At 54.7% G+C, this 26,962-nt stretch carries 23 protein-coding genes and 1 pseudogene; 11 read left to right on the top strand and 13 right to left on the bottom strand.

What is annotated here, in order from left to right; translation table 11 throughout:
- Nucleotides 1-72: 72 nt before the first annotated feature.
- The gene (locus DV532_RS28675; protein WP_056798322.1) at nt 73-669 is read right to left on the bottom strand and encodes a YkgJ family cysteine cluster protein; all 597 of its coding nucleotides are present in this window, start codon (nt 667-669) and stop codon (nt 73-75) included.
- Nucleotides 669-908 carry a hypothetical protein gene (locus tag DV532_RS28670; protein ID WP_056798324.1) on the bottom strand — a complete coding sequence of 80 codons (240 nt, stop codon included), beginning with the start codon at nt 906-908 and terminating at the stop codon, nt 669-671. Before DV532_RS28670 ends, DV532_RS28675 begins: the two co-directional genes overlap by 1 nt.
- A gap of 884 nt (nt 909-1,792) precedes the next feature.
- Between DV532_RS28670 and DV532_RS28665 the strand changes: the two genes are divergently transcribed.
- From DV532_RS28665 to DV532_RS28660, 3 genes are read left to right on the top strand one after another with little or no spacing between them, the layout of a single operon-like run.
- Nucleotides 1,793-5,083 (top strand): NERD domain-containing protein kinase family protein, encoded by a 3,291-nt coding sequence (locus DV532_RS28665; RefSeq protein WP_256659156.1) that lies wholly within the window; start codon nt 1,793-1,795, stop codon nt 5,081-5,083.
- Complete coding sequence (locus tag DV532_RS31050; RefSeq protein ID WP_256659155.1) at nt 5,080-6,756, top strand: DEAD/DEAH box helicase; 1,677 nt, start codon at nt 5,080-5,082, stop codon at nt 6,754-6,756. Before DV532_RS28665 ends, DV532_RS31050 begins: the two co-directional genes overlap by 4 nt.
- Nucleotides 6,719-8,305: a hypothetical protein gene (locus DV532_RS28660; RefSeq protein ID WP_236707496.1), complete on the top strand. Its 1,587-nt coding sequence runs from the start codon at nt 6,719-6,721 to the stop codon at nt 8,303-8,305. The genes DV532_RS31050 and DV532_RS28660 overlap by 38 nt, the downstream gene beginning before the upstream one ends.
- 104 nt (nt 8,306-8,409) lie before the next feature.
- Here the strand turns inward: DV532_RS28660 and DV532_RS28655 are convergent, their stop codons facing one another.
- The 5 genes from DV532_RS28655 to DV532_RS28635 all read right to left on the bottom strand — a co-directional run bounded on the left by DV532_RS28655 (nt 8,410) and on the right by DV532_RS28635 (nt 14,176).
- Nucleotides 8,410-10,053, bottom strand: a complete 1,644-nt coding sequence (locus DV532_RS28655; protein WP_156675901.1) for a GNAT family N-acetyltransferase — start codon at nt 10,051-10,053, stop codon at nt 8,410-8,412.
- A gap of 297 nt (nt 10,054-10,350) precedes the next feature.
- Entirely contained in the window at nt 10,351-11,892 is a 1,542-nt protein-coding gene (locus DV532_RS28650) for a hypothetical protein (RefSeq protein ID WP_056798334.1), read from the bottom strand.
- 62 nt (nt 11,893-11,954) lie between these two features.
- Nucleotides 11,955-12,521 (bottom strand): hypothetical protein, encoded by a 567-nt coding sequence (locus DV532_RS28645; RefSeq protein WP_056798337.1) that lies wholly within the window; start codon nt 12,519-12,521, stop codon nt 11,955-11,957.
- On the bottom strand, nt 12,514-12,978 hold the full coding sequence (locus tag DV532_RS28640) for a helix-turn-helix domain-containing protein (RefSeq protein ID WP_056798340.1): 465 nt from the start codon (nt 12,976-12,978) through the stop codon (nt 12,514-12,516). The genes DV532_RS28645 and DV532_RS28640 overlap by 8 nt, the downstream gene beginning before the upstream one ends.
- Before the next feature lie 340 nt (nt 12,979-13,318).
- A complete protein-coding gene (locus DV532_RS28635) occupies nt 13,319-14,176 on the bottom strand; it encodes a DNA/RNA non-specific endonuclease (RefSeq protein WP_056800080.1) in 858 nt (285 codons plus the stop codon).
- A 222-nt stretch (nt 14,177-14,398) separates the two neighbouring features.
- Between DV532_RS28635 and DV532_RS28630 the strand changes: the two genes are divergently transcribed.
- The 3 genes from DV532_RS28630 (at nt 14,399) to DV532_RS28620 (ending at nt 16,072) form a co-directional block, all read left to right on the top strand.
- Nucleotides 14,399-15,070, top strand: coding sequence for a hypothetical protein (locus DV532_RS28630; RefSeq protein WP_120715501.1), 672 nt, complete (start codon nt 14,399-14,401; stop codon nt 15,068-15,070).
- 29 nt (nt 15,071-15,099) lie between these two features.
- Nucleotides 15,100-15,342 carry a hypothetical protein gene (locus tag DV532_RS28625; RefSeq protein ID WP_162949020.1) on the top strand — a complete coding sequence of 81 codons (243 nt, stop codon included), beginning with the start codon at nt 15,100-15,102 and terminating at the stop codon, nt 15,340-15,342.
- Nucleotides 15,343-15,754: 412 nt separating this feature from the next.
- Nucleotides 15,755-16,072 (top strand): hypothetical protein, encoded by a 318-nt coding sequence (locus tag DV532_RS28620; RefSeq protein WP_156675902.1) that lies wholly within the window; start codon nt 15,755-15,757, stop codon nt 16,070-16,072.
- A gap of 85 nt (nt 16,073-16,157) precedes the next feature.
- Here DV532_RS28620 and DV532_RS28615 read toward each other — a convergent pair whose 3' ends face one another.
- Nucleotides 16,158-17,357 carry a hypothetical protein gene (locus DV532_RS28615; protein ID WP_056798349.1) on the bottom strand — a complete coding sequence of 400 codons (1,200 nt, stop codon included), beginning with the start codon at nt 17,355-17,357 and terminating at the stop codon, nt 16,158-16,160.
- A 334-nt stretch (nt 17,358-17,691) separates the two neighbouring features.
- On the opposite strand from DV532_RS28615, the gene DV532_RS28610 reads away from it, so the two are divergent.
- Nucleotides 17,692-18,330 carry a hypothetical protein gene (locus DV532_RS28610; RefSeq protein ID WP_056798352.1) on the top strand — a complete coding sequence of 213 codons (639 nt, stop codon included), beginning with the start codon at nt 17,692-17,694 and terminating at the stop codon, nt 18,328-18,330.
- Nucleotides 18,331-18,486: 156 nt separating this feature from the next.
- Here the strand turns inward: DV532_RS28610 and DV532_RS28605 are convergent, their stop codons facing one another.
- Both DV532_RS28605 and DV532_RS28600 read right to left on the bottom strand, forming a co-directional pair.
- Nucleotides 18,487-20,193: a Shedu anti-phage system protein SduA domain-containing protein gene (locus DV532_RS28605; protein WP_162241123.1), complete on the bottom strand. Its 1,707-nt coding sequence runs from the start codon at nt 20,191-20,193 to the stop codon at nt 18,487-18,489.
- 90 nt (nt 20,194-20,283) lie between these two features.
- Nucleotides 20,284-21,270: a hypothetical protein gene (locus DV532_RS28600; RefSeq protein ID WP_056798357.1), complete on the bottom strand. Its 987-nt coding sequence runs from the start codon at nt 21,268-21,270 to the stop codon at nt 20,284-20,286.
- A gap of 333 nt (nt 21,271-21,603) precedes the next feature.
- Here DV532_RS28600 and DV532_RS28595 point away from each other — a divergent pair, with 333 nt between their 5' ends.
- A complete protein-coding gene (locus tag DV532_RS28595) occupies nt 21,604-22,320 on the top strand; it encodes a S24 family peptidase (RefSeq protein ID WP_056798360.1) in 717 nt (238 codons plus the stop codon).
- Between the two features lie 238 nt (nt 22,321-22,558).
- Here DV532_RS28595 and DV532_RS28590 read toward each other — a convergent pair whose 3' ends face one another.
- The gene (locus DV532_RS28590) at nt 22,559-22,966 is read right to left on the bottom strand and encodes a hypothetical protein (protein WP_056798363.1); all 408 of its coding nucleotides are present in this window, start codon (nt 22,964-22,966) and stop codon (nt 22,559-22,561) included.
- Between the two features lie 482 nt (nt 22,967-23,448).
- Between DV532_RS28590 and DV532_RS28580 the strand changes: the two genes are divergently transcribed.
- Nucleotides 23,449-23,703, top strand: a complete 255-nt coding sequence (locus DV532_RS28580; RefSeq protein WP_156675903.1) for a hypothetical protein — start codon at nt 23,449-23,451, stop codon at nt 23,701-23,703.
- Between the two features lie 84 nt (nt 23,704-23,787).
- Here DV532_RS28580 and DV532_RS28575 read toward each other — a convergent pair whose 3' ends face one another.
- Nucleotides 23,788-24,321 carry a hypothetical protein gene (locus tag DV532_RS28575; protein WP_056798369.1) on the bottom strand — a complete coding sequence of 178 codons (534 nt, stop codon included), beginning with the start codon at nt 24,319-24,321 and terminating at the stop codon, nt 23,788-23,790.
- 136 nt (nt 24,322-24,457) lie between these two features.
- Nucleotides 24,458-25,386: pseudogene (locus DV532_RS28570) on the bottom strand (DUF808 domain-containing protein).
- A gap of 192 nt (nt 25,387-25,578) precedes the next feature.
- Between DV532_RS28570 and DV532_RS28565 the strand changes: the two are divergent.
- Together DV532_RS28565 and DV532_RS28560 are read left to right on the top strand one after the other, a co-directional pair.
- Nucleotides 25,579-26,400, top strand: a complete 822-nt coding sequence (locus DV532_RS28565; protein WP_056798374.1) for a ceramidase domain-containing protein — start codon at nt 25,579-25,581, stop codon at nt 26,398-26,400.
- A gap of 63 nt (nt 26,401-26,463) precedes the next feature.
- The gene (locus DV532_RS28560; protein ID WP_056798377.1) at nt 26,464-26,904 is read left to right on the top strand and encodes a hypothetical protein; all 441 of its coding nucleotides are present in this window, start codon (nt 26,464-26,466) and stop codon (nt 26,902-26,904) included.
- Nucleotides 26,905-26,962 lie beyond the last annotated feature (58 nt).

Raw genomic sequence — 26,962 nt, 5'->3', positions numbered from 1 at the left:
TCCATGGTCGGTTCTTGGTAGCAAACTGGGGGGAGAGGATTATGTTTTCGACGGTTAGTCTGAGGGCTATGATCAGGAGGGCGGAAAGAAATCCCTGATGTCACCCCAGGCCTCATGCGCGAAGGCGGCGACAAATCCATGCTCCAACTGTTTGAGATTCAGTGTGATGACATGGCTGTCGCTAGAGGGAATGTCGGTATTGCACTGTTCGGGCGTGTCAGCCATGTTGAACATCAGTCGGCACACCATGGGGCGCTCGTCATACACAGAGCAGCGGCCTTTTTTCAGGAACGGGCAGGGTACTCTGTGCCACTTTTCGCGCACGGAAGGGCTGGGCACGCCCTGAAGTGTCTTCATCTGGCGCCCGGAAGCCTTTGCAATCGCTCGTGCTTCGGATTCACAAATCACCGCCGAGATGTTGCAGCAGTAGCTGCAACCCGATCGGCAGGCTGAGTGCGGGATCACGACTCGGGTTAGCTGATCAGAGGCCTTTTTAAGTTGATTGAGTTTGGCCCTGGCAGGGATGTCCCGCTCCAGGGCCGCCATGAAGGCGTAGCGGGGGTCATCCTCCATGGCATCCAGGTTCATGGCTTTGAGGTTGGTAAGCCCCTGTGCCTCGGCCTGTGCCTTGGAGTAAACGACCTCGACGGATTTGATCAGCTCGACCATCAGAGGGGGCTGCTTTGTTCCATTTCGGGATCTTCACAGCTGTTGCAATAGGTGAAGCGACCAGCATGGGTCAGGGCGAACCCTTCGATCTTGATGCCGCTGATGGTGGTCACGTCAGGTTGCAGCATGCCTTCGTCAACAAGCTTTTGAGCGACCTTGGACTTTGTCTGAAAGGGCAGGCGGTTCTCCACCTCTGCAATCCAGACCTTTTCGAGCATCTGCATTTCTGCCTTGGTCATTTGTGCACCTGTTGACGTTGATCTGAAGAGGCTTGGAGTCTACCAGAGCGTTGCACCCTAAGGAAATAATGGCGCAATCATGGGTGGCATTGATGAGGATGGGAAGTGCATTCAAGAGCCCCATGAACTCCATCGGGGGGGTATGGAAGTTTCCTCAGCGGTGCAGAGAGCCTCATTTTAATCAGCAGGCTAGGCTGCCAGATTGTCGCCTTAAACGCATTTTCCGCATTAGATTTTCGCAATATATTTTTGACCAACTCCTTTGATAGTTTTGCAGCGGGTGCTTGCGCTTAATCCAAAGCACCAGGGATTTCAACTTAGATTAACAGTCAGATGAGCTTTATTATGAGGTGTGGGTACTGCCAAATTGAACGCCATCAGGAGTCACCCACGGATTGTTGGAATCGTTGCAGATGCGCGCCTCCTTTGGGTGTCAGGCGTAAGGACAATCTCATTTGGTGCAGGCAATCTCTGATTTTGTCGCTGCGATGTGGGCTATGGTGGTCAGGAGCGTCTTGACGCAACTAGCATTTTTGACTCAATAAACATCTAAACCGTTGAGTCGATCCGTGAGGTATTTCCGAGTGTGAAAGAGATTCATTATTCAGCATGACCGCCAACCCAGTAACGAACGGCCTTGCTACATGACCACGATGATGTTGAGATGATCTCGAAAGGCTATTCAATGGCCATCTTTTCTTATACCATTCGCGACAGCTCGGACGCTGGCAAGGTATGCCAGGCTTCCAGAATCTGAACCAGCACTGAAAGAGTGTTTTCTCAAGCCAGCGGGAACTGCGCACGATTCAACAGCTGGATGCCATGGAGGCGCCGACGCCCCTGGTCACTCCAAGGTCGCGCAGGTCAGCACAAGGGATGTCAGTATGGATATCATCGTTCGCGGTAATGGGCTGCACAAGAGCGAAACGAACGCGCTTGACCAAATGCAGAAGCACTTGCGCAATAGCTGGTTTGGTTATGCCTCGGTACTGGTGGCCGACAAGCAAGGCTCGATGGAATTTGACTTGATTGTCGTCACCCATGATCGGGTGCTGGTCGTCGAGCTCAAGGAGTGGCATGGCAAGCTGACCAATTTCGACGGCAACTGGGTGATCACCACCCCGCGTGGTCAGCAAAACCGAGGGAAAAGCGCCTATCACCGCAAGCGTGACCAGGGCTATCGCCTGGCAGCCATTCTCAAACGGGAAATCGGCCACAAGCTGTCCTACGATCCCTATGTCGAAGCCCATGTGGTGCTCTGTGGCAGCGCGACCCCGGAGTTCTTGCCTGAGGGAGAGCGCAAATACGTTCACACTCTCGAAGACTTCTTGAAAATCGCTGGCAACGACTACGACAACTTCGTCCAGCAAGTGCGGATGATCAAGTTCGATGAGATGGGGCGGCTCAGGCCCAACAAGGCCCAGCACATCTTTGACAGCTTCTTCCGTGGCAATCGCGTAGAGCTGGCTGAGTTCAATTACCTGGAATACACCGCTGCGAATGCACCTGACCGGGTGCATGACCAACACCTGTTCAGCGAGTATCCGGCAACCAAGGCTGGCCCACCGGTCAGCAAGGCCATGATGCGTCGCTGGGATCTGGCAACGCTGGGCCTGGCGTTTCATGATGACGATACATGGCGTCGCGTGGTGACCCGTGAGGACTACGTCTACCGCACCGCCAGCGCTGCCAACAGCCCGCTGGAAGAATTCCTGCTCCGCCCGTTGTCGCCGATGGTTGAGGACAACATCACCAGCGACTGCGTCGAATTGTTCGAATTGCGCAAGAACACCCTGCGCCTTGAGCAGCACCTGAACCTGCATGGGCACAAGTGGTCGGTGGAGGAGCGTCTAGACCTGACCAAGGCCTTGCTCCTGCCGTTCAGTGAAATGCACGGCATGGGCTTCGCCCATCGTGACATCGACGCACAAAACCTGTGGTATTCGCAGGACTCGCGAATCATTCTGACCTCCAGCTTCCATGCCGCGTTCATTCCCGAGAAGGGCACCGTCCGGGATCTGGCGGAGCGGCTGAGAAGCAATTCGACGCTGTTGCCTGAGGACGTGTATGCCTCGGACGGCGAGGTGCTCAGCCCGTTTGCCAAGGATGTTTACCTGCTGGCCCTGGTGGCGCACAAGATTTGCTACCACGGTGTGAAATTCAACCTGGACGATGGCATCCCCGTCTGGCGGTCGATCCCGAACGACCCTTTCGAGGGGAAACTCGATGCCTTTTTCGCCAAGGCCATGGATCTGGAGCAGAAAAATCGCTTCGCCAATGCCTCTGAAATGCTGGCTGAGTTCAACAGCATTGCGGTCGGCAAGTCGCTGCAGTACGACGACACTCAGGAGGTCATGCAGGAGATCGCCAAAGGCGATTTCATCAAGGCCGATTGGAACCCGTACATGCTGATGAGCTACTTCCCGCCAGCACCAGGGGCCGTGCCTACCCCTGTGGGCGAGAAGATGGTGTACCGCTGCCTTTGCAACGGCGAAGAAGGGCTGCTGAAATTCTGGCCCAAGGCTGTGGTTGATCCGAAGAATCCTGGCATCAACCGCCGTATCCTGCGCATGCGCAAGCGCATCGAGCAGACGCAGGAGGATGAATTGCCGCTGCCAGGCCTGCTGGATCATGGCCTGTTCGCCCACGGCAATGGTCTCTTTGTGGTCACGCGTTTCGAGGACGGAACTGCCTGGCCAGACTATGTCGCACAACTTGAGACGCTGGAGCAAAAGCTCGAAACTGCAGCCGCGTTGTGCTGCTTGTTGAACAATGTTCATGGCTTGGATTTTGCCCACGGCGATTTGCACCCCGGCAACATTCTGGTGCGGCCTACCCAGGCGGATGAGCCATTGTCACTGATGTTCATCGACGCCCTGGACTTCGGCGACACCTCGGAGCCCTACAACGTCGAGTATGGCCCGCTTGATCCATCCACCAGTGATAGTTTTGGTCGTGACTGTTATGCGGTCTACCAGATCGTCCGCGAGCTCCTGGGAAATGAAGCGCCTGCAGCCCTCACTGCTGAATTTGAGCTGGCCAAGGAACAGCCCAATGGAGTCCCTGTTGCCATCGACCCCCTTGCGGTCAGCATCAAGGCTGCCCTTGAGGTATTGCGCAAACCGGCTGCAGCTCCCATCGAGCCGCTTAAATTCATTGCCGATGCCTACAAGTGGCCTGCCGAGCTGACCTTACTGCAAGCGGGTGAATCAGCTTACTACCTTCATGTGGCCAAGGCCGATCGCAACCCGGAACACCTGTACATCCGGATCACCGCTCAGGACAAGCGCCTGTCCTTCAACTTCGACCCAGTGAGCGAGGCGTTGTCTTCAGCCTGGCTCGCCGATGTGTCCTTCGGCGAATACATCTCCGCAGGGCAAAAAGCCCAGGCCACCTTTGTCCAGCCGATTGCCATCCAGAAAGGTATCTCGACCAAGGCGAACGAAGAAGCCTTCGTGCGTTTCCTGCTGGAACAAGAGCCCGTGCAGACCTTCCTCAAGAAGGCCGAAGAAGTTGCGGATGAAGATGAGTGTGCGGCCAGCGATACGTGCGATGAGTCCGTTGACCAGACCATCAGGCCTACGGCCATCTGGAGGGCGATGCTGGAAACCGAGGGTGATCAGCTGATGCGCGTCGAGATCGACAACGCCAGCCTGGAAGAAAGCGCCAGCGGTGCACTGTTGATCCCCTATGTTTCTCAGGGCAACCGGGAGCTGGACTTCAACGCTGAGGCGGGCGACATTGGCATCTACCTGGAAGGTGAGGGGCGCCCGTTCGGTGAGGTTGTCGCGGAAGAGTGCAGTTCCAGCCGCCTGGCAGTGCGCATGTTTGCTGCAGGCATTCGCAGCGTGAAACAGAAGCTGATCCCCGGTACCGAGCTGATCTTTGAGTCCAAACTCAACAATGCTTCCCGAGAGCGCCGGAAAAAGGCCATGGAAAGGGTGCTCAACGGGGTATCCCGCATTCCGCACCTACCAGCCTATTTCGATCAGAACGGCACCCTGCGATCGAAGGTCATTGGTAAGATTCCTGATGAGGCTGCCATTCGGACACGGTACGATTCCGAATTCGAACAACTCAATCCCCGGCAGATCGTGACGTTCCAGCGGACGATCTCTGAAGGGCCGATAGTGTTCTCCAGGGGCCGCCGGGGACGGGTAAGACAGCTTTCGTGACCAAGCTGATTCACTACCTTTTCGAGAATGATCTGGCGGGGAACATACTTCTTGTAGGTCAGTCCCATGCCTCAGTAGACACGGTCGCTGTAAAGGCCCGAGAACTGTGCGCCAAGCTCGGCACAGAAGTGAGCGTCATACGCCTGGGGCATGAATCAGCTATCGATGATCAGATGCTCCAGTGTCACTCCAGCTCGATTCAGCGCCAGATTCGCTTCAAGTTCCAACGCGAATACGAGAAACGCATCAATGCCCTGTCTTCGCGCCTGATGCTCAGCCAGGATCTAGTAGAGGAGTTGGCCAAGCTGCACCGCAGCATCAGCCCAATCCTGGATCGGGTGCGTACGTACACCAAGCAGAAAGGTGATGCAGCTTCCAAGCGGCACATCGAAGAATCTGTTCGCATCGAGCAAATGCGAGACTTTGATGAGCGAATTGCCAGTTGCGTCGAGTCGCTTCAGCATCACATGGACAGTCGGGGTTATGAGTTCGACTTGCCATCACCTGCTGCGCCTGAATTCTGGGATGAGCTTTCCAGGCGGGTAGCGCGTCAGCACGGCGTGACGGATCTGCTGGCTCTTCAGCGGCTGAACAACCTGATCAGCATCAGTCAGGATTGGATCGATGTCCTTGGGTCGGGCGCCGCCAACTACGACCGCTTCCTCGTCAAGACTTCACAACTTGTCTGCGGCACCCTGGTCGGCATCGGCGCAGGCGCCATTCACATTGAAGAGATGGAATTCGACTGGGTCATCATCGATGAAGCCGGGCGGGCTCAGGCTTCGGAGTTGATGATTGCCATGCAGTGCGGGCGTCGCGTCCTGCTAGTGGGCGATCATAAGCAGCTGGCGCCGATGTATGAGAAACGGCATGTTCGCGAAGTGGCAAGGAAGCTGCAAATCGATGAGCGTGAGACGGTCAAAACCGACTTTGAGCGGGCCTTTGTTGTGAACAACGGCATTACGCTCAACACCCAATACCGCATGATCGAACCGATCGGTAACATCGTCAGCCATTGCTTCTACAACAACGAGCTGCACAGCTTCCGCAAGAAGGCTGAGTCCTGGTGTTCGGAGCTACCGTACCCGCTGAACAAGGCTGTGAGCTGGATTGACAGCGGCAGCGGGGAGCGTGCCGTCAACGAAGATGAGCCTGAAAAAGGCAAGTTTGTGAACAAGCACGAGGTAGCCGTGTGCTTGCACCTGCTTCGGCAACTGGCGCGCCCCGAGCACATGGAAAAGATCAATGCCAAGCGCACCCCGATGAGTCCGCAGCCGATCGGCGTGATCACGATGTACCGTGGGCAGAAGCGCCTGATCGAGGAAGAACTGAGTCGCGCCGAGTGGGCCGCGCCGTTGCGCGGTGCCGTCAGGATCGACACCGTCGACTCCTACCAGGGCTCTGAAAACCTCATACTTTTCCTCAGCTTGGTGAGGAATAATGACAAAGGACTTCAAGGCTTCCTGGTCGATCAGTCACGGATCAACGTTGCCCTGTCACGTGCCAAGGATCGCCTGGTTGTCATCGGCTCGAAACGTATGTGGAGTGGAGTGAACGCGCCTTCGGCCTTGGGTACCGTTGTCAGCTACATCAACGAGCACCAGATCACCGCTCCAGATGATTATGAAATCGTGGATGGCACCACTGTTATCGAGGGTCAGCGTCATGAATGAAGAATATCAAGCAGTTGATGCCTCGGGCTTTCGCATCTGCAACACCATTTCCCTGTTGGTGCCGGCGTACCAGTACCAGATCAACTGCGCCTGGACGAAAGAAGTTTCCCTGCCAGCGGTCGAGGAGTTTACCTGCCGCCTGCTCCTGGCGCTGGGGGAGGTCTTGCCAGGCGAGATCCGCCAGTACTTCGGCCTGTCTAAGCGCGAATGCGATGTGCTGATTGACACACTGATTCGCAACAAGCTTGCAGTGCATACCAATGACGGGCACCTGATGCCCTCATCGATGCTGTTGGATCGCACCAAAGGCAACTCGTCGGCGAGCCCAAGCCTTACCAAGTACGAGGAGAAGATCGAGCGCCCGATTTTCGAGCTGCTGACCAAGACCATTGTGCCTGCCAGCCCCAACAATCGGACGCGCTGGGGGCTACCCCAGATCCCCGTGCCGCTCGAAAACAAGACCTGGTCGGTGCAGGCCGTGGCGGATGCTTTCGGCGATCAGTATCGGGCCTACCTGGATTTTTCCAAGCTGCCAGAGTCGGAAACGCGCAAGACGCGGCTCTACAAGGTGGGTACGTGCGACCAGGCATCCCCGGTTAACATCCAGGTTGATCTGGAGATTGGCTTGCTGCCCACGGCGGCTGGCAGTGTGGAGGTCATCAAGCGGGTTGCGGAAAAGGTTGGGGGAATCCGCCAGCGCCCTTTGAGCATGGAGCTTGAGGCCAAGATCTCCGACTTTCTCAACAGCCTGAGGATGCCCAAAGATGGCATGAGCCTTCAGGAGTATTGCCAGCTATTCAACGATGAAGTCCTGGAGCGCTACCTGGATGATCGCGGCCTAGATATCAATACCTGGCTGATCGACCACAAAAACCGCAAGACGGGGTACGGCACCCAAGAAACACGGGCAATGATTGGCCCGGTGTACGATAACAACAACCGCATCACGATCGGTCGAATGCTCGAAGACCTGTCCAAGGACTGGCCTGAAGGCAAGGTTCATCTGGCTCTGTGGTTGTCGAGCGCTGTTCCGTTGTGGGCTGCCAGCAGCACGCTGCTGGGTGACTTCTGCCGTAAGACGTCCGAGAAGCTCAGTGAAGCGCCGCACACCAAAGGCAAGATCACCGCGATTCTGCCTTTTACGGACAAGCGCGAGTTCGGCCCGCTGCGCAGCACCTACCACAACCGGATCCCCAACGGCATCGCGTTTGAAGGCGAGGGTCTTCAGGATCAGTTCGAGATCTTCCTCGTGCCAGGGCAGCTCGCGGTGGTTCAGTACCACTTTCAGCCGAGTGATGAGAGTGCCGCCACGGTGCCGATCGGCTACATCACCTGCGACCCGGTGCGGGTAGCGCAGGTCGATGCCTTCCTCAACTCCAAGCTGTTTGGCCGGGGTGAAGGGCATGTGGTGTGGAGTGAGGAGGCGGAACGGGACATCGCCAATCATTTGGACAAGGATCGTCTTGAGCTACTGCAGTCGAATGGACTGAAATTTCCAATGACCAGTCAGGCTAAATTGACGGTGAAGAAGCCGCCGAGAAAGTGGTAGAAATGAAAGGCCTTTGAGGGCACCAAAGGCATTATCTCGCAAAGCTCTTCGATGGCTTGATCCTGGCGGCCATGCCAGGATCACCCATCTTCTATCTAGTGAGACTAGTAATCAATCATTTGGTAGGTCATGAGAGCCAAAATTTCCAGGTTTCCAAGGCCGTGGAAAATAGGATTGTATTCCGCATTCACGTAGGTGATTTTCAATCCTTTCAGAGCTTTGTTTTTGATGACGCATTCACCCCAAGCTTCTTGTACCACGCGAAGATCACTGGCATAGTTGGAAAAGTTGTCCCCACCTTCTTCCGCAAGCGGGGGAACAACGTAGCCAGTGGGCCTGACTGCTGAAAGCACGGTTTGTGGTTTGCCAAGACCCTTTATCCCATCGGTCAGAATGGCGTCAATGAGAGCACGCCCGATGCCTTTTCTTCGGTGGTGTGAGGATACCTCCCAGGAAGTGATGAACAGCATCTTTTCAAACCGATGGTAGATTCCGAATTCATAGTCAAAAGTAGCTGCTAATGCCAGCTCATTACAATCCGAAAGCTGGGCGTCGTCCAATACACTTCCCAAATAACTCAAGGTACCATAAGGGTTTTTAATAAACGTGGCATCAGCAAAACCCGCCAAAGCTCCCGTGCTGTCAGTTACTGTTGCAACAACACGGTGGATTTTCACCTCATCATCGTAATCCAGCTTTGTCCGGTACAGGCTGATGCTATAGCCATTCGATATGGGGTGGTTGTCAACAATGATTTTGTCGAAATGAGAAGAGACATAGGAAAAAAAGTCCATTCTCAGGTTGAGACGAAAACCATTGGCAGCCAAGGGCGGCTTCACCACATCCAATAGTGGCGTATCAAGCAAACCCTCCAGTAATTTAAGGCCGGATTTCTTCGCATTCTCGGAGTTCTGTGTAAGCGAAAGCTTCCGTACAAATTCCACGGGGTCATAAATTTGCATGCCTATCATGGGCATAGTTTCTGTCACAAAGTCATGACAGCTGCCACGGATGTGTCCATTCATTTGATCCATCATGGTCGATGCGCGACCGGAGCCCACGGCCACTTTTTTCGACAGAAATTCTCTGACGGTGATAGTTGAAATGTCTCCCCATCCGTTGGCTTCGTTACCAACATCAAGGGGTTTTTTGGCGAGCAGGTGCATCAGCATGCTTTCACAAGGATTTGAATTCTTCATGCTGAGAATTTCAATGAATTGTTTCACTGGAATCGCATCGCTTCCAGTCTCAGCGTTACCAAACAAGCCAGCTACAGTTTCTCCTGCGCTAAACTCATGGTCACTGTTTGTTGCCTTAATCCAGATTTCAGCAAATACGCAAAATAACATGAAAAATTCGTCATTCATGTATTCGCCATTTACTCGCCACCCTGCAAGTGAAATCTTGAAGGTGTTTCCGGATGTCATTAATTGGCTAGGCGGAAGCTTCTCCAATGAGTTGGCTGAGGCTTTAAGATCTTGCCAGCTGCCGAAAAAACACATATTAGATACAAGATCTAATGCCACATGGCGAGGTACATTCATGGCCTTAGATAACAAGTCCGCTTTAACTTTCGCCCCAGACAAACAGTTTGCAACAAAGGAGGCGACTGCCGTTTCGCTTGCTAGCGGAGAGGTATTATTTAGATCAAGGGACTTCTTAAGATAACAGCCGTCTTTTACAAGATGACAGGTTTTTTCTTTGAATAGCCTGTAAATATCAGACACTGTTTCGCGATTGAAACTCATGAATGCTCCTTTGCCTGGATCTCGAAAGACGTCTGCTGCTCACTAACATAAATCCAGGCAAATAATTCATGGGCTTCTAGAAAAATGTGCCTAATAGCGCCGCCATTTGCTTTACCAGTGTGAGCGGAAGGTCGCGCAGTAACCTAGTCACTGATAATAACCGAGGCTTCAGATGCTCACAAGCCTGAGCATGATTTCTCATGCAGCTGTGAGGACGCTCCATGCAGCTCTAGAGCGGGAGCTTTCGGAAACCCGACTATTGCTGAGTGCGTCTCCACAAGCTTCAATGGTGTCCGGCTAAAGACCAAGATCCCGCTCCAGGAAGCGCTCGGCTGCGTAGGATGTCTTTTCAAATCCCGGCTGATCGAGGATTAGCTCAGGTGGGATACCTACATTGATGGCCTTTTCCAAGCGGGCCCGCGTACGCAGAAGGCTTTGCAGATCAAGCAGCCCACTGGTCAGGATCATGAGCTGGCATTTATCCGTGCGAACCAATTCAGTGTTGACCCCGTTTTTGCGAGCAAAGAAGTCCTCCATCTCCCGACTCAAAAGTTCTCGTTGATTCAACGCAATTGCCAGCGCCACCTTGCGCGCCAGGTATTCATCTGTCGGAAACACCTGCATTTTTCGCGAGGAGGCGTCCCGGCTGCAAAAGGCTCTACCCAAGGCCATGTCCTCACGGCGCATGTAGCCAAGGGCATTAAAATGCTCACCCAGATCAATGTCCGTTGCAAAGGCATCCATGGCCTGACTGCCAATAATGTCGTGATAGCCAACGTCAAGGAAGGCTTGGCGCAAGGCGGCAACCTTGTGTGAGAACTCGGCCAGTAGATCGTCGTGTTTTCTAAAAATGATATCGGTCATCAGGCAGCCACGAAGCACCTGTTCAGCTCGCTCCTGTGACGCACCAGACAGCATCAGTGTCTCGGCAAATTCATCTGGGGTGTCATAGAGTTCACCCAAGAAGCGTGCCTCACAAGGCCAGATCCTTGCATCGACAAACAGCTTGCAAAGCTCTTGATACTGCGGTTTCGACAGGATCTCGCTCAGCACGGGTTCCTTGTGCACCGAGGTGTTGGCATCGAGTGTCTCTGGAGTAGCACTGTACCCACTCGCACAAATCCCCTTTGCCATGGCCAGCAAGAACTCACTGACTCGTGTGCGATAATCCTGATTGATTGATGGGTGTTCCGGCGCGTAATTCCCCAGCTGAAGTCCAAACTCATGGAAGTAGGCGACTACACCTGCCTGGTATTCACGTGGCGCGGTTTGCAATTCAGCCGACCAGTGTTCAAGGCACTCCCTCATCAGGGGGGAGAAGCACATATACGGCACAGGGGAGGCGCCTGACATGACGAACCCAAACAGTCTGGCTTTGGGGTGCTTCAGGGGCAGACCAAGATGATCCGCTTCGGAAGGCGTTGGGTGGCTCTCCATATCCAAAGTCTGGCGCAGCAACTGATCCAGATCCTCAACCTTGGTTGAAAAATTGGGGTAAAAACGGGTTGGTTCCAGATTGCCAATGAAGAATACCGAGGGGACAAATTTCGTCCCGCCCCCTCTCCAGGGGAATGAGGGGTGGATCGAGTGAATGACCATGTCCACCGGATTGACCCCAAGCTTAATCAGTTCAGATGTGAGTGACCACGCATCGAGTTGCTTGAGTCGCTGGTCGGCCTCTTTGAAGAGCCTTCGATAGAAGTCGTTCGGGACTTCACCTTTGTGGATGTGCAGGTGCACGGGCCCGTCTGTCAGACCCTGGCTCCCGAGTGCCAGCTTGACCAGATTTGAAGCGACTTTCTTATGCTTGAGCGCATCGGGTTTTGATTCGACCAACATGAATTTGACCGTTTTCTTTCAGTCTACGGGTGACGTAACACCTAGCGCCAGTTTACCCCCCTTTACCTGCGGGTGGTCGACATGCCACCTGGCAGCGGCTTGGGGCTGCTGACCTTCATGTCGCTTCCAGACAGCTTGGTCGACGCAGTGTCGAAATGGGTCGAAAACCTGCGGCGAAAGGCCTGGGGATCTGCCTTCAGCAAATCGTGGGCACAGCCCAGAAGATCTTCGCGCATCGCGGCCAATCTCCGCTCAAGGCTTCTGACCTCATCCGCATCAGGTTTAGGCTGTTGCACAAGCGCCTCCAGCTTGGCATTTGCCGCCGAGAGCTCACTGATTTTGACTTCCAGGCCATCAATCAAACCCTGGGAAGAAGCCTGTGTTGTGGTGATCGCTTCAGCCAACCGCTTGCGCTCGGCGCGCCGGCAAGCCCAAGCCACACGTTTTTGAATCTCCAACTTCTTGCGAAGCGCTCTGATGCGGGCGCGGTCTGCGGCGCGCTTGATTTCGTCTGGCGTTGATGCTGAGACAACGCGCAGCGCAGGCACGACCTTGGGGCCGAACAGGCGCTTGAGCAACTCCAGGCCACGCTTGTCGGCAGGATTTTTGGCCTTGGCGGTTTTAGTCATTGTCGACCTCGGGGGTAGAAGAGGTTGGTGAGGGGGCGTTTTCACGTTTGATGGTGGTGATGGCCCGCTTTGACGCAATCGGTGGTTTGCTGGGCGCCCTGGGCTGGGGGCGGCCAGTGGACAAGGCCGCTGCGTCTCGGCGGGCGGCGGCTGCAAGGGCCCTGGAATGACGAGTCGTGGGGGATGTGAAGGTTTCGACCAGGACAGGCTTGTGTCCGAGCAACACCCACATGGGATTGATCCCAACCCTGAACATCTTCTGCAGGTTTTCGGCACTTGGGCTGGAGTGCCCCAGCTCGTAGTTCTTCAGGGTGGATGCCGGAATTTTTGACGCGTCTGAGAGCCCTTGCTGGGACAAACCAAGCAATTTGCGCGCCTGGCGTACCCGCGTGGCGAAATCAGCGAGGTCGCTTGTGGCGCGCTTGGATGGCGTCTTGGCTTTGACAACAGCAACCATGGTCAATCACTCACCGGGCAGGACGGGTGGGTAAAATAGTACAAATTTGAGACCAAAGCCAGCAGCCTTCAAGTCGCCCCCACAGAAGGCGTTGCAGCAGGGGTAGCTTGGTGGCCGGTCGCCCGAATGGCTAGGGGCTGAGGTGAAACCCTGATGGGTGTTGCTCTGGATCTGTGCGGGCTGGCCAAGCGGGGATGAAACACTGCCTCATCAGCAGAGGTGGGCTTGTACGATGTTAGGAGCTGGTGGTTGGCAGTCTCAGCAGAAAGACCGCGCTCCGGCAAGCTGAGTGGCTGCCAGGTCGTAGAGCCTGAAAGCCACTTCATCCTGGGCAGCGCGTTCAGGAGCGGCCAACGCTGCCCGACACTGGGAGGTCGCCCAGGAGGTGGAGGCCTGTCTGCTCCACGAACGTCTGGTAATCTACAGGTCGTTGAATGGCCGTATTGCCATTGACCATCACATAAGCCCAGGCGCGCTGACTGCTCTTGTCGTAAACCAGCTTGAACAGGCGTGTGGGTACCCAGACCTTGTTGGCCCCGATGGTCTTGTGACCCTGGTCAAACAGTGGCCCGGTGAACACGTAAACGTCGCCATCGACCCGTTGGGCGAACTTGCGCACGTCCCGCTCAACCTTGCTCCAAATCTTGCGGTTGTGGTTGGGGTCTTGTGGCACCATGTTCGAGAGGGAAAAACTCTGCGCCATGGCTTTCGCATCAGGCGCATCGGCGGCAGGCGAGAGGTGCCCCCTGTCCAGTTTCGAGCCGCGATAATCGGACAATTCCGCCCGGAATTGGGCGGGGATGCGTGGGTCGGCGTAAAACGCATTGGTGCGTTCTTCGCCCTTTGCATCCTGCAGTAGTTGCGCATTCAAGCGCTCGACTACCACCAGTGGCGTTTTGCTGGTCTTGGAGTACAGCACCGCGAAATTGTCAGAGCACAATGCCATGGTCTGCATGTGCTGGGGCACAATGCCTGCGGAAAATGGTGTTTCATCCGGGAACTTGTCGACGCAGTCGTCGAAGGAATTTTGCTTTTGTTCTGCGGAATATAAATCTGCAGCTTGTGAATCCTTGAGATCACCGCGCTGGTAGCCGCTCGGTTCAAACACGGGTGTCAGGTCGAAAAAGCCTTTCGCCTGTGCAGATGGGGCCAGGGCAAGGGCCAAGGAGGCCAGCGCTGCCAGCTTGAGTGTCTTCATGTTCACGATGATCATTCCCAAATCAATATATTGTTAACTAAGAATTCAGCCTACAACGTGCGCGTGAAAAATTCCAGGGCGGCCAGCATAATAATGGAGAAAACCACCGCAGGCCGATAATTGATCGGGCCTTCGATTTGCTGCATTATTGACGACATGCTTCGTCGCCCGGCAATGGCGGGTGGCACTTGTGCCTTATGAAAATTGGAGTGTGTCACCATCATGAAAACGACCGCCTTGGATGAAAGAAATTGCTTCGCTTACCTGATTGATAAGGGCGGCAGCGGCAAGGTTTTGGTGCTGCTCCTGGCGACTTTGTTGACCATATTTGGAGCGGTCATACAGTTCGCCATTTTTATGATGGCAGAAGGTTTTCAGCAGTCCCTGGGGCTCAGTGCCGGGCCGATTGTTTTCTTGGCCATCATGGAAATCACGGTGTTTATCGCCGGCACCTACGCCTGCTGCCTTTTCTCGCTATTGCTCAAAAAGCGCCAGCCCTCAATCCGATCCGTAGCCGCCGAGCGGGATGTGCAAGCGCCTGCCCAACCCGCGCCCCCTGCAGAGATCCATCGCCTGCAATACAAACAGCTGCAGCACGATCAGATCTATCACCGGGACATTTTTGTTCTGAGCACTCATCACAAGATGGGTCATTTCACCCTGCACCTTTCGAAATACGCAAGTTCAATGATGGAAGCGGGTTTGACTGGCGATCACGAGACGGTGAAGAAAAAACTGGTCGACTCGCTGATCATTCTAATGTCCTGCGCGAACACCTTGAACATGAGCCTGGAAACCATCACCACCGAATGCGAGCCTGAGAAACTTCGACTGGGCTGGACTGGACTCACCCGGTCGGCGCTGGTTTTTCGCCAGAGACTACCCATGGCTTGATCTGCGAGTTCGTGGTGCTGAAGGGCCATATGTGCAAAGCCATTGAAGCCCTGGATCATATCGAACGCTTCAACAGCCGTGAAACCCTTGAGCAATCCGTGACTGCACTCTGGTTCGTCACCTTGCAAGCCCTCGGTGCTTCGACCAATCCTGAAGGGGCCGTGGACGTTGAGGCTGCTGTAAGAGCTCGCTTGCTCCCCCTGGAGGAGCGCTTCATATACCACGACCGCGTTGGCACATTCGACACTGACTATGTGGGCTGGCTCCAATAGGCGCCCCTGCGTAGCACCGGATGATCAGGCGTAGCCGAGCTATTTTGCGGGTGGCGTATTAATTGGGGGTGCGCATGCATACTAACGTTATGCATGTAGGCGACCATAAATTTCCCCGCATGCGTATCATTGATTAAGACGCATGCGGGAAACAATGCCACCCGCAGGCGTATCTAATAATTGCCCGCATGCGGTTAAAAACATGGCACGTATGCGACTTGTACAATTGCCTGTATGCGTACCGTAGCTGAGTCTGTATGCCACCTCTAGCTGTATACGCAGGCGTAATATCGGCTATCCTGTAGGCGTACTATAAGGAAATCCGCTCATGCGAATCAGACCCCAAGGCTCCAGAATCCAGCTCCTGCGGGTGAGCTACTCATCAGAAAAGAAGCGCAGCCAGGACACCTTCGTGACCAGCTTCAACAAGTATTCGCAGACGCTGCCAGACGCCGTGCGTGAGCTGCTTGAGCCGCAGGAAATTGAGCAGGTAGAGCGCTATCTGGCAGAGAAAAATGCAGTGGTCAAAGCCGGCGCGCTGCGGGGCTCATTGATGACCCTGCCCCACTCACTTGATCAAGCGAACACGGCCCTTCAGGATCCTGCCTACTACGAGCGTCTTACGCCAGAGATCGCGGCGCAGATCTGGGAGGGCCTGGATAACGTTCGCAAGAGCTTGAGGCGGGCTGGCTTTCTTCGCCCCAAGAAGGGTGAAGGAGAAGGGGGTTGATTGGATTGCGAGTGACGCCGCAAGCTGGATCATTCGCCGTGATGCGGTTTCGGCCAGGGGTGTACCCCTGGCGCAAGGCGAAGCCTCAAAGGCCAAGATCCATAGCCAATAGTTCGTCGACGACTTCAGTGTCCATGATCCTGTCGCGCAGCATGTTCGACTTGGTGTAGGCATAGGCCTTCAGTAATCGCTCCGGGTTGAGGTCGGCTTCCAGTAAATCGGCCTTACCGATCTTTTCGAAAAAGGCGCCAGCGATCACATTCGACGCTGTAGCTTCGGCCAGCTGACCTTCTTGGGAAGGGTTGAGCTGATCAATCATGATTTCGAGCGGTGACAGCTCGGGGTTATGGTTGCTGTGAAAAATCTCATGCTTCAGCGGCTGCAGGTCACCTCCAATGCCTTCGTAGGCATCCAAAAGGCTCATGTAAACCTCAGTGGATGAACGATGCTGTGCAGCGCCAGGATTGCGCTTGAACGTGATGAGGAGGTTCTCTTTGATCAGGTCTTTTGCAAGATCGACCTCACCTTCATGTTTTGCGATCTCGATGAAGTTGACGATCCGTGATTTGAGGTCGTCCTGGGTAGCCCTGGCCATGGTGTTGCGCAGATCCATGGTCTCCATGGTCTCGGACAGTTCGGTTTTCACATCAATGAATGGGCGAAGCGCGAGGCGGCGCTCATCCATGGCGGGGACATGCATATACGCGTGAATCTGGAGCAAAAGTCGTCCGATTTCCTTGCGATCGCCCTCATCCATCGTCTCCAAACTGGAACACGCATTCATCCAGGCGGGAGGGTTCCGATCGAAAAATCGCTCAGCTTGATGGCGAATATTTTCCTTCTGGAACTCGGCAAAGATCGAAGGATCGCGGATCAGCGCGCCCGTTTCATCCCACAGCGCAGCAGGTGTGCCCGACACTGTCCTGGGATTGTCTGTTTTATAGCGATCTGTCAAATATGCGTAAAATTCATGGCGCGGTTGCGATTTGATGTTTTCGAGTGCGTTGCGCTTCAGGCCACGCAGCTCGCCCATGAATCGGTTGTGTTCCCCATGATCCACAGAAGTCGCCTGCTCAAACGACAGGGCAACGTACCGATAGGCCTCCTTTTTCTGCTTGTTGGAGCGAAGGTTCAAGGCAGTGAAGAAGCCGCCCAAGCTGCCATAGTCATCCAGGATGGTGGAGATGGCAACGATGGCTTTCAGTGCGCGGTTTTGGACATACACCTCTTCGTGTGTGTCCTTGATCTGCTGCAGTCGAGCTTGAGCTTCGGCCCTGGTGGTCATGGTAAAAAGCCTGCTTCTGTTATTGCAGGTGGTCGGCTTGCTCGCCCCCTTGATTGAGGGGCTTGCGAGCAGCTCCTTGCACCTGCTTTGGCTATCTTTAAACTATTATGATCGTACACAGAGCGCAGGGTCAAAGACCTAGATCATCCTAGAATACGCGGCCTTCGTTTCCCTGGCTCGCTGACGGCTTGCCACAATGTTTCGTCGTGCTGGTCATAGTCGGAGATATGCATCTAGAATGACCGCATTTCTCGCACGCCAGTGCGCTCAAATATCGGTGCGGTTGAGTCTTCAAGGGCTTAATTCACCCCAACGTCCTGAAGCGAAACCAGTCATGGAAATCACCGTTCTCCCTCCACAGCCAGATGAGCCACAGATCACCGCACGCTTTGCAATTCAGAGTCTGGGTGAGCATGCTGCAGGTTTTTTGGCTGCAAACAATTTGCAAGGCTGGCCTGACGACCATGACTACGTTCTGCGCAATGACAGGATAGGAGACATCTTACTCATGCTCAGCGCGACAACTGGGCTGTACGTGGGGCAGGCAAAACGCTTCGCTTGGCTCATCAGTAAGATTTCAGCAGAGGCAGGGGCGAAAATACCCAGAAGAGTGTCACTCGACATGGCTGTAAAAGCCTTGGGGTATTTCAGTTATGATGTGGCCTATAAATGTCGAAGCGTTGACGATTTCATTCAGAATTTCTGGCCCCAAGGCTCGGCCATGGGCTTGCAGTCACTGGAAAGCCTGGCACCTCGCACGAACGCCAATCAGCGGGTAATCAATATTCTTCTACACCACTACCAGCGAAATCAGGAGATGGATCGCCAGTTCAACCGTGAAGCCCTGATTCTCAAAGATGCCAGCATGAAAAACACGCGTGAGTATAAAAGGATCAAAATTCTCAAGCGTCAAATAGCAGAAAAGGAGCGGGTAGACTCACGGCGTCCCGTTGAATACCGGCAGGATCTTTAGGCTCTTCCAGAAAGCTTGATTTCGGCGTCTACGACGTTTGCCCGCCTTACCTCGTAATTGCCTAGGGGCTTGTCGCATGGTTGATAAGTAAATGCCGCCGATTTCCGCTCTACCCGACCCCAGGACTCGTCCTTGAGTCCTGACCAACCCACGTGATCAGACCTCCTGGGCCTCCCTGATGGCCCTTTTGAGCTCCTCCTCAAGCCTGCGGCCATTGGCCTCGCACAACGCGCTGATGGCAGCCATGGAGCGGCTACCAAAGCGCTTGTTCACGCGATCGATGAGGGTCTTGCTGAACACGGTGGGCTCGATTTCCTTTCCAGGTCGTGCCAAGTCATTCACCCGTATGACGCTTGCACGCCAGAGGTAATGACACACGCGGTTGGTATGGGCATATCGGCGTGACCGGTCAACGTTCCAGCTGTTCTTGGGATCGAAATGATCCCTGACAATCTGGCTCAGCTTGATCTGGCAAACCCAGGGCAAGGAGGCTACGGCCATTGACCACAAATGAACAAGTCGGGCGAGCTCCGGTTCAAGCGCTGCGTCGATTCCAAGCGTTTCCAGAATGGGGTGGGACTTCGAATCGTTCCATTCGCCGATGAAGGCGTAAGCATCGTCATCCAGCAGGGGTCTGTAAGGCCGGCGTAGCTTGAGGGCATCATTTAATGGGTGTGGTCTTCCCAACATGAAGACCTGGCCTTTGTTGAGCGCATCGGCATGCTCGTGACACATGAGCAGCACATGATCGGTGTCCGAGAGGGTCTCCACGTCACTCAGGTCATCAATGCCGTTGTACAGGTGCCTGAGACGGCCCCGCACCTCCCCCTCATGGATGATTTTTGTAGTGCAGCCTGGCTGCTCGCACAGGCCATTGGCCCGGTAGAAAATCTGCTTGATCGAGGCAGGATGGACGGCGCTTGCCCGTCGAGCGTTCCCACTGAGCGCCCATCCAAGACCTGCCATCTTGATGCCGTAGGCATCGGTGTCAAACTCCCGAGGCAGTCCGACATCCGGGCCCTTGCTCAACAGTTGGGTGGGTGCCCCCAGGGTTTCGACCGAGATTCCCCTGGGCCCGACCTTGAGCATGTTTTTGGCGCGTATCCCGGTTCTGAGCCGCTGGATCATCATGGGGTAGGTCATGAAGATGATGTCCTCATGCAGGTACAGGTCATCGATCATCTGCTGCTGGATGGGTGTTTCCACCGTTTCTGAACCGACCACCAGGACATAGCCCAGGCTGATTCTGGCCAGGTTGGAGACATGTCCGTCAGGTTCGAAAATGCCGACCGGGTAGTTCTGGAACAAGGGCCTCAGATTTCGCAGCAGGGCCCGACGCATGTCGTCATTTTCCATGGCCGCCCGCCATTCCCGTACCTGGTTGATGGCCTCCACCGTTTCGCTTCGAAACGTTGACCTCATGCTTATGTGGGAGTGAAAAACGCCCTTCACGGAGCGCTCGATCTCGACCAGCGTAATCTTGATGACCCTGTCTTGCGCGGTGATATAGGCAAAGTCAGGAATCAGATTGCAGGGGAGTCGGTGCTTGTTGAGCACCGAATCGAGGTACAGGCCGCCACCAAAGAGCTCGGGCGTATGGAGGAGGAAAGGGTGGTCGACGATCATTTTGTGAATGGAATGTTCGTCGCGGGTAGGCGCTTGGGGTTTTTCCGGTGGGGCGCTGCGCACGGGTTTTCTCTTACCAGCCTGGCTTTCCAGTCCTTTTCGTTTGATACGGTTGCGCGGCTCTGGAACTTGGGGGGAAGCCTGCTTGGCTTTGATCTCGGAGAGCATCGAGCGGGGCGTGCTTACCAGGCGCTCAAAGGTGTCGATGATCTGCTGCTGATTGGTGGACTCGGTCATGTCATTTACTCGCATGGGCAACCCGTGGCAGGACAGGGGCCTGCACCTTGGATGCTGATGTGGATGGGAGCAGAAGGCCGCAGGCGGCCATTAGCGCAAGAATTGGCGGAGCAGCGTCTCGGAGACTGCCTTCGACGGGGCAAGGTCTGGGCAATGCTCTTGGAGCAAGCTGTCAAACCCGGTCTCATGCAAGTCGTGCAACAAAACGACGGTGCCGAAGGTCATGCCACTGGGCAGATTCACGACCAATTGGCTGTTGATCCCAAAGGTGTGCTTGATGACCCGGTAGGCATCACGGTTTCCACCTTCGATCGAGAGCAGCGCGCATTGGACAGCGCCCAGGTAGTCATCCCGGAACAACAGGTATTCAGCCAGCACCCCCAAGGCTTTGGGATGCTTGTTCTTGTGCGCCATCAGCAGGTAGCTGATGCATGACGGGCTGTGACCGCCGACCGGCATCGCGAGTAGCAGCCCTGCGAGGTACTGGGAATAGACATGGCCTTGCCTTGCCAATGCCTTGTAGGTAGCAATGGAGGACTCTGGCGCCCAGACGAGATTATGGCTGAAGACATCCGCTTTGTGCCCCATGCCTTGCTTGGCGGGGCTCAGCGGCGGCTCGAACTCGTTTTGGGAAAAGGCATCGCGAAAACGGACAAGCAAGGCCTTCTTGGTCTTGTCGACCACATCGGAGTAATGCTGCTTGAGGTGTTTTACGGTGAACAGGTCATACGCCTTGTTCGCCTTCGCCTCCAGCGCAAATTCTTCGATTGCTCTGGCCTGCAGATCCTTGAGGCTAAGGGTGTCTGGGGCTCCTGGCATGGCGATGGTCAGCTTTGGCGCATCGAACGCGAGGCTGATGTCATTGAAGACCTTCTCCGATCCAAAGATCAGCACATCCATCTCAGTGACAGGGGTGTGCACAGCAGCGTTTTTGGCTTCAGCCCGTGTAGGGTTCTTGCCGGCACCAGGCAGCAGAAATTCTTTGCGATCAAAGACTTTCTTGCGTACAGCATAGGGTTTCCCCAAGAGCAGCAGTGAATACTCTTTGGGTTTTGGAGGAAGGTTGCTCGGCTTCATGGCACGATTCCCGATCCAGGCAAATGACGTTATCTCGACCACTAGACATGCCACATCAGCCCGGATTGGCTTCTGTGCTTTGAATGCTGGCGTTGCAGCAGGTTGTACATCGGCCTTTATTTTCCCGCAGTGGTCGGCGGAGCGAGGGCAAGCTCAGGGGCAAATGTAGGGCGATGGGCGGACGATGTCAACAGAACATTGGGAGTCCGGGCCCTCGTCCACCTGTAGCTGCATGGGAGTTCTGCGACCAGATATCTACAAGTAGCGCTAATGTTGGTTGTTATTGGCCCGAGATTCTTTGCATTTCACCAGTTCAGCTAATATATTTGCGCGATGAAAATTATCCCTGAACATCAGATCGAAGAGTCGAAGAAGCTGCGGGCTATTTTTGAGGAACGCCAACTACAAGCAAAGCTACGGGGTAAGCGAATCACCCAGGCTGGGGTGGGGAGGGCTTGTGGCTGGGCTTCAGCACAGAGCGTGTTTAGTCAGTTGCTGGTCGGGCGTATGGCGCTCAACCTGGACTCTTTGCTGAAGCTGGCGCTGGTGCTTCGCTTCAGTCCTTCGGAGGTGAGTCCGCGCCTGGCCAGCACCATGGAGCTCATTGCAAAGCTACCAGGCATTGTGGATACCGAAGTGGAAGCTTATCGCCTCCCAGTACTCACAGGTAGCGTGCCTGTGAGCTGCAAGGCCCTTCTGAGCGATGCCAGGAGCTTTGATCTGGAGCAGGGGCCCTTTGGGCATTTATCCATCTATAGCGCTGATCCTGCAGCGTATGGCCTGGTCTTGTCAGGCAATCACCTGTCCCCACGCTTCAGAAACGGAGAAGTCCTGGTCATTGAGCCTGGGAAACCTTGCCAGGCAGGCGACGAGGTGTTGGTTCAGCTTGATGGCGGTCTTTGCATGCTCAGGGAGTTCATCTACCGCAGAGACGGACAATGCCGGCTTGACGGGGTATGCGGCGGCGATTCTGTGTACATCGAAGACGCATCGATCCAGGCTGTGCATGTCGTGGATGCCATTGCCAAACCCTCCCGATGGAACAGGTAGGTCTGAGACGGCATGATAAGCAAGAGTGACCTGCGTAGGGCATGTACGTAACCCATTGACGGCTATCATCGAGCAATCGCTGCAATGCCATGATGCTCGTGGCAAGGAGGCCAGCTTCTATTGGGTTTAGAAGTAAATTGGTAGAATGGTTTCTTGCATGCACCGCTCAGGGACTCAGGTTCTGAGCGATTAGGCGCTGAATTCCTGTGTTGAGATGCTTCGGAAAATGTAGGCAGCCTCAAAGTTGAGGGTCATTGGTGCTGTCGTTAACTGCCTGCCTGGATATGGACGTTTTGGCAGCAGCAACTGCCTCTTTGACGAGTGCAACGTATTCATCATGAACCTGCTGCGCCTCATCCCACGTGCCCGATCGTCTGCCCCGATTGGCGAATTGGCGCGTGGCATTTTGCACGGTGGCGGGAAGCTCATCACCACCCACCAGGGTAAGCATCGTCTCGAAAACCTGTGGAGGTATATTCTCAGGATTCAGGTCAACGCCGATGCAGACGGTGCTGATCTTCACGTTGGCGACGCGTGTCAGCGCTACGGTTCGATCAGCCGTCCCTAGCCAAATCGACCACTGGAGATAGTCTTCACAACCCACGGGAGTCTTGCCATCCAGGATGTAGGTGCCAATGCTTTTCATTCGAGGGGCGCTTCCGTCTGCTGTGCTAAATCATCCCAGTGTATCACCGCAAAGAAACAAGGTCTTAACGGAGTTTCTCGGCAAGGGTTCAGGCTCCTCCACGGGCCGTACGAGCGGGTATTCAGGCGGGGGTTCATGTCGAGTTGCCAGTAATCAATTCTTCAAGACCCGTTTCAAGCCATTGTCACCGACATTCGAGGGGCGTCTTGGCAAAGCACTCAATGCGGACTTGCTGTATTGGCCATCAGCCCTGGAAGTGCTACGACATTCGTGAGATCCTTAGGGTTGAGGGGCTCTTCGATGACTTGCAGGATACCCAGAGCCCTATAAAACACCTCCATTAGCCCAGATGGTTGCCAAGATCATCCACTATGTCTGCTTGGGCCGACTATCAGGTTTAGCCGTCGTTTGGCATGAGGTGTTTGTCAGCAATACAATGGTCAAGCAGCTAAGCGTGACCAAACCAAAACAAGGAAATGGTTGTGAAGAAAATTGCGTTGAAGGTGTGGTGGGTACTCTCTAGAAACCCAATAGCCATGCTTATTCGGTTCATTTTGTACCTGATGGCCTATTTTTGGGGAGGCATGTGGGATGGCTATGACAAGCTCTCACCACGACAGAAAGTCAAGCACCTGCTAGAGTTCGGCGCCTGCTACGTAGTGTTCTTCGCGGCACTGGGTTTGATTTTCTGGCTTCTGTTCAAGGTCGGAGCCTGGCTGGTCGGTCTGGTGTTCTAGGGTAATGAGCCACCCAAGATGATTCTGATGGATGTGAGGCTGGTGGTTGGCTGAAGCCATCCATAAAATGTTACCAAACACGTATTAAGGCCCGTCAAATGCCTCGTCATGATGCCTGAGGATGCTTTCAGGCATCATGTGTGAAAACTCAACACTCCCAGCGTCGAGAATTGCCAGCGCAGTCACATTCAGTTCGATATCTTCGGGCAAAAAGACTGCTGAAAATCCCTGATCCTGCAAGTACTGCATAACAGCGGGTGACTCCAGTAACCGGTAGGGGCTGCCGTCAATGCTGCCCTCAAACTCCTCGTTCCATGGCCCATCGTCTTGGACAATCTTGGGATCCTGATTGTAGATATCGAGCAGATGATCGAGTAATTTGAGATGGTGAAAGTCGATGATGGCACCTTGGGTAAATTGCAGCGCCGAGACGACACCTCCGCGTGCAAAGTGGCGGGCGTATTTCAGGCTGTTGGTCACGTAGAACGGCTGCCCAGCGGTGATGGTGGGGGCCTGGTTGCCTGGAAGTCCGAAGGCTATGGCGCCCTGTCGATGGGGGCTGCCATGGTACAGAAAGCTGGATGTCACAAACGAGGGGGCCAAATAGCGGGTGAGCATGATGAGCCTCTTTTTTCCCAGAGTAACACCCGGCCAAGTCGGATTACCATGCGCGAATGCCCCCGGCACGAGCACAATGCTTTCGCATCGGAATACAAAAGCCCCTGCATAGCTGGGGCTTTATCAGTGCATTATTTTACGATCCGATTCGAACCTGCTTGATGAGCCAGGACACCGTCTTCAAGGAAGCGAGAACCACTGCACCTGCAACAAAGCCGACAATAGCTTCAGCCATCAAGGACACTGCGAAGCCCAGCGCTTTTCCAACGTGGGGCACTGCAGTGACCGCATGTTCCACCAGGTGCATGGCATCGCTCAGCACAGGGATGGAGTGGGTCAAAATGCCACCGCCGACAAGTATCATCGCCAACGTGCCCAGTACGGTTAAGACCCTCATCAAAATAGGCGCACTGAGGATAATTTTGCGACCAATCGATTGAGCGAAGGCGCTTTTCTTCTTCTCCAGGTACAAGCCAACGTCGTCAAGGCGAACGATGGCGGCAACCAGGCCGTAAACCCCCACGGTTACCAGGAAAGCCACAAGGCTCAAGACCAGGAACTGGTTGAGCAGGCTGGCGCCTTGGACGGTACCGAGGGCGATCGAGAGGATCTCAATGCTCAGGACGAAGTCCGTCTTGATCGCACCCTTGATTTTCATCTTCTCGATTTCAGCCGGCGTCTTGCCAGCAGCCGCCTTGTTGTCGGCGTGCTCATCTGATCATGTTCATGGGGCAGGTACTTGTGCGCGACTTTTTCAAAGCCTTCAAGGCAAAGGTAGGCGCCACCCAGCAGCAGGATAGGGGTGATGGCCCACGGCGTGAAGGTACTGATCAACATGGCCCCAGGAACAAGCAGTGCCTTGTTCTTGAGCGATCCCTTGGCCACTTCCCAGACGACGGGCAGTTCGCGGTCGGCTCGAACCCCTGCGACCTGCTGGGCATTCACTGCCAGGTCGTCGCCCAAAACACCGGCTGTTTTTTGGGTGGTGGTTTTGGTCATGAGGGCAATGTCGTCCAGCAAGGTGGTGACATCGTCCATCAGGGTCAGCAGGCTTGCGCCAGCCATGTTAGATATCCTTCAGTGATTGGGAATGGATATTAGAGCAGTTGTTTCAAATGTTGTCAATAAATAGCTAAAGAGTGTTAAGTATTGTTTTTGCATATATTGACAATCATTGCACGAACAGTAGACTTTGCCGGCATCGCGGCTTTGATTGCTCGACGTCATTCCCCATTTTTGTACAGCGGAGACCTGGATATGTGGGCACCACTTCTAAAAAATCCCTATAAATGGGGCGCTGTCCTCCTGGTTACCCTGCTGGCGCTGATCGTGGTTGGCACCATGCCTCGCATTCCGCAAGACGTGGCATACCATGCCTTTGGTGATCACCGTTACCTCTTGGGCATAAGCAATTTCTGGAACGTAGTCTCCAACCTGCCCTTCGTGATTGTGGGGTGGCTTGGGCTGCGCGAATGTCGGAGACAAACTAGCGGTCACACACCGCCAGGTTTTGTCATGCAAGAGCTACCCTGGGCTGGCGCCGCATTCTTTGCCGGCGTGCTCCTGACAGGACTGGGCTCCGGGTACTACCATTTTGAGCCCACCAATCAATCTCTGATATGGGATAGGCTGCCGATGACGATCTCATTCATGGCGTTCTTCTCCATCATCATCGGATGTCACGCCGACCTCAGCGCCGCACGCCTGTCGCTTTGGCCGCTGTTGATCTTGGGTATCGCATCGGTCGTGTACTGGAGCTATACGGAAGGTCAGGGCGCGGGTGATCTGAGGGCCTATGTCATCGTCCAGTTCCTCCCCATCCTGCTCATTCCGATCCTGGTGAAGGGTTCTGGAAGCCTCGCGTTCCAGGGTCACGTGATCTGGAAAGTGCTTGGGCTCTACGTGCTGGCCAAGGTGCTGGAGCACTGGGATCACGCCATCTATGCGCTGTTGCACTTCGAAATGGCGGGACATGCCATCAAGCATGCCGCAGCGGCCATGGCAACGTATGTCGTGCTACTGGAGATCAAAGACGGGTGGACGGCCTTCCCGCAACAAAGCGCGATCAGTGGCCACTAATCGAGCTGTTCCCGTGGCGCGGCCCCACCTCTGGTGCAGCAGATTTTCAATGCGGATTTCCCTATGAGCGCTCCAAACGAGTATGAAAGCCTAGGTTTGTCACTCCTCGATCTGTGCCCGCCTGCGCAGTGGATCAGCGAAAACGATGCACTCGTGATGAGCTCGGAGTTCCTCAGCTTGGTGGAAGATGCAGTCGAGATGGGTTCCGCGAGCCTGGATCTGATCGGCGAGCTTGGGCACATGACACTTTTGCACTCGATCAGGGGTAAAACTGTGGTCAGGCAGGAATTTAATGCACTGGAGTGCAGCTATACGCTAGCAGGTCTCTACATGACGGAGGCGTTGGCCTCAGGCGTTGACTTGGCCGACGTCCGCATAAAGCCTTGCGGCCTTTTGCTTGAAGAGAAGCTGTCTTCGGGAGTAAACGTCCGACTTCGGTGTGTAGTCCAAGCAATGCCCGATAAATTTTTTTTGATGTGCCGAATCTTGAGGCTGCCTAACTGAACGCCGCTAACACCTGGCCGCAGATCCATAGTGGTCGCCAGGTGCGCGGCGCTCGAAT

This window comes from Pseudomonas sp. Leaf58, assembly GCF_003627215.1.
Classification (GTDB): Bacteria; Pseudomonadota; Gammaproteobacteria; order Pseudomonadales; family Pseudomonadaceae; genus Aquipseudomonas.
The sequence above is the reverse complement of the archived record's forward strand: the minus strand, read 5'-3'. Positions and strand labels throughout refer to the sequence as shown.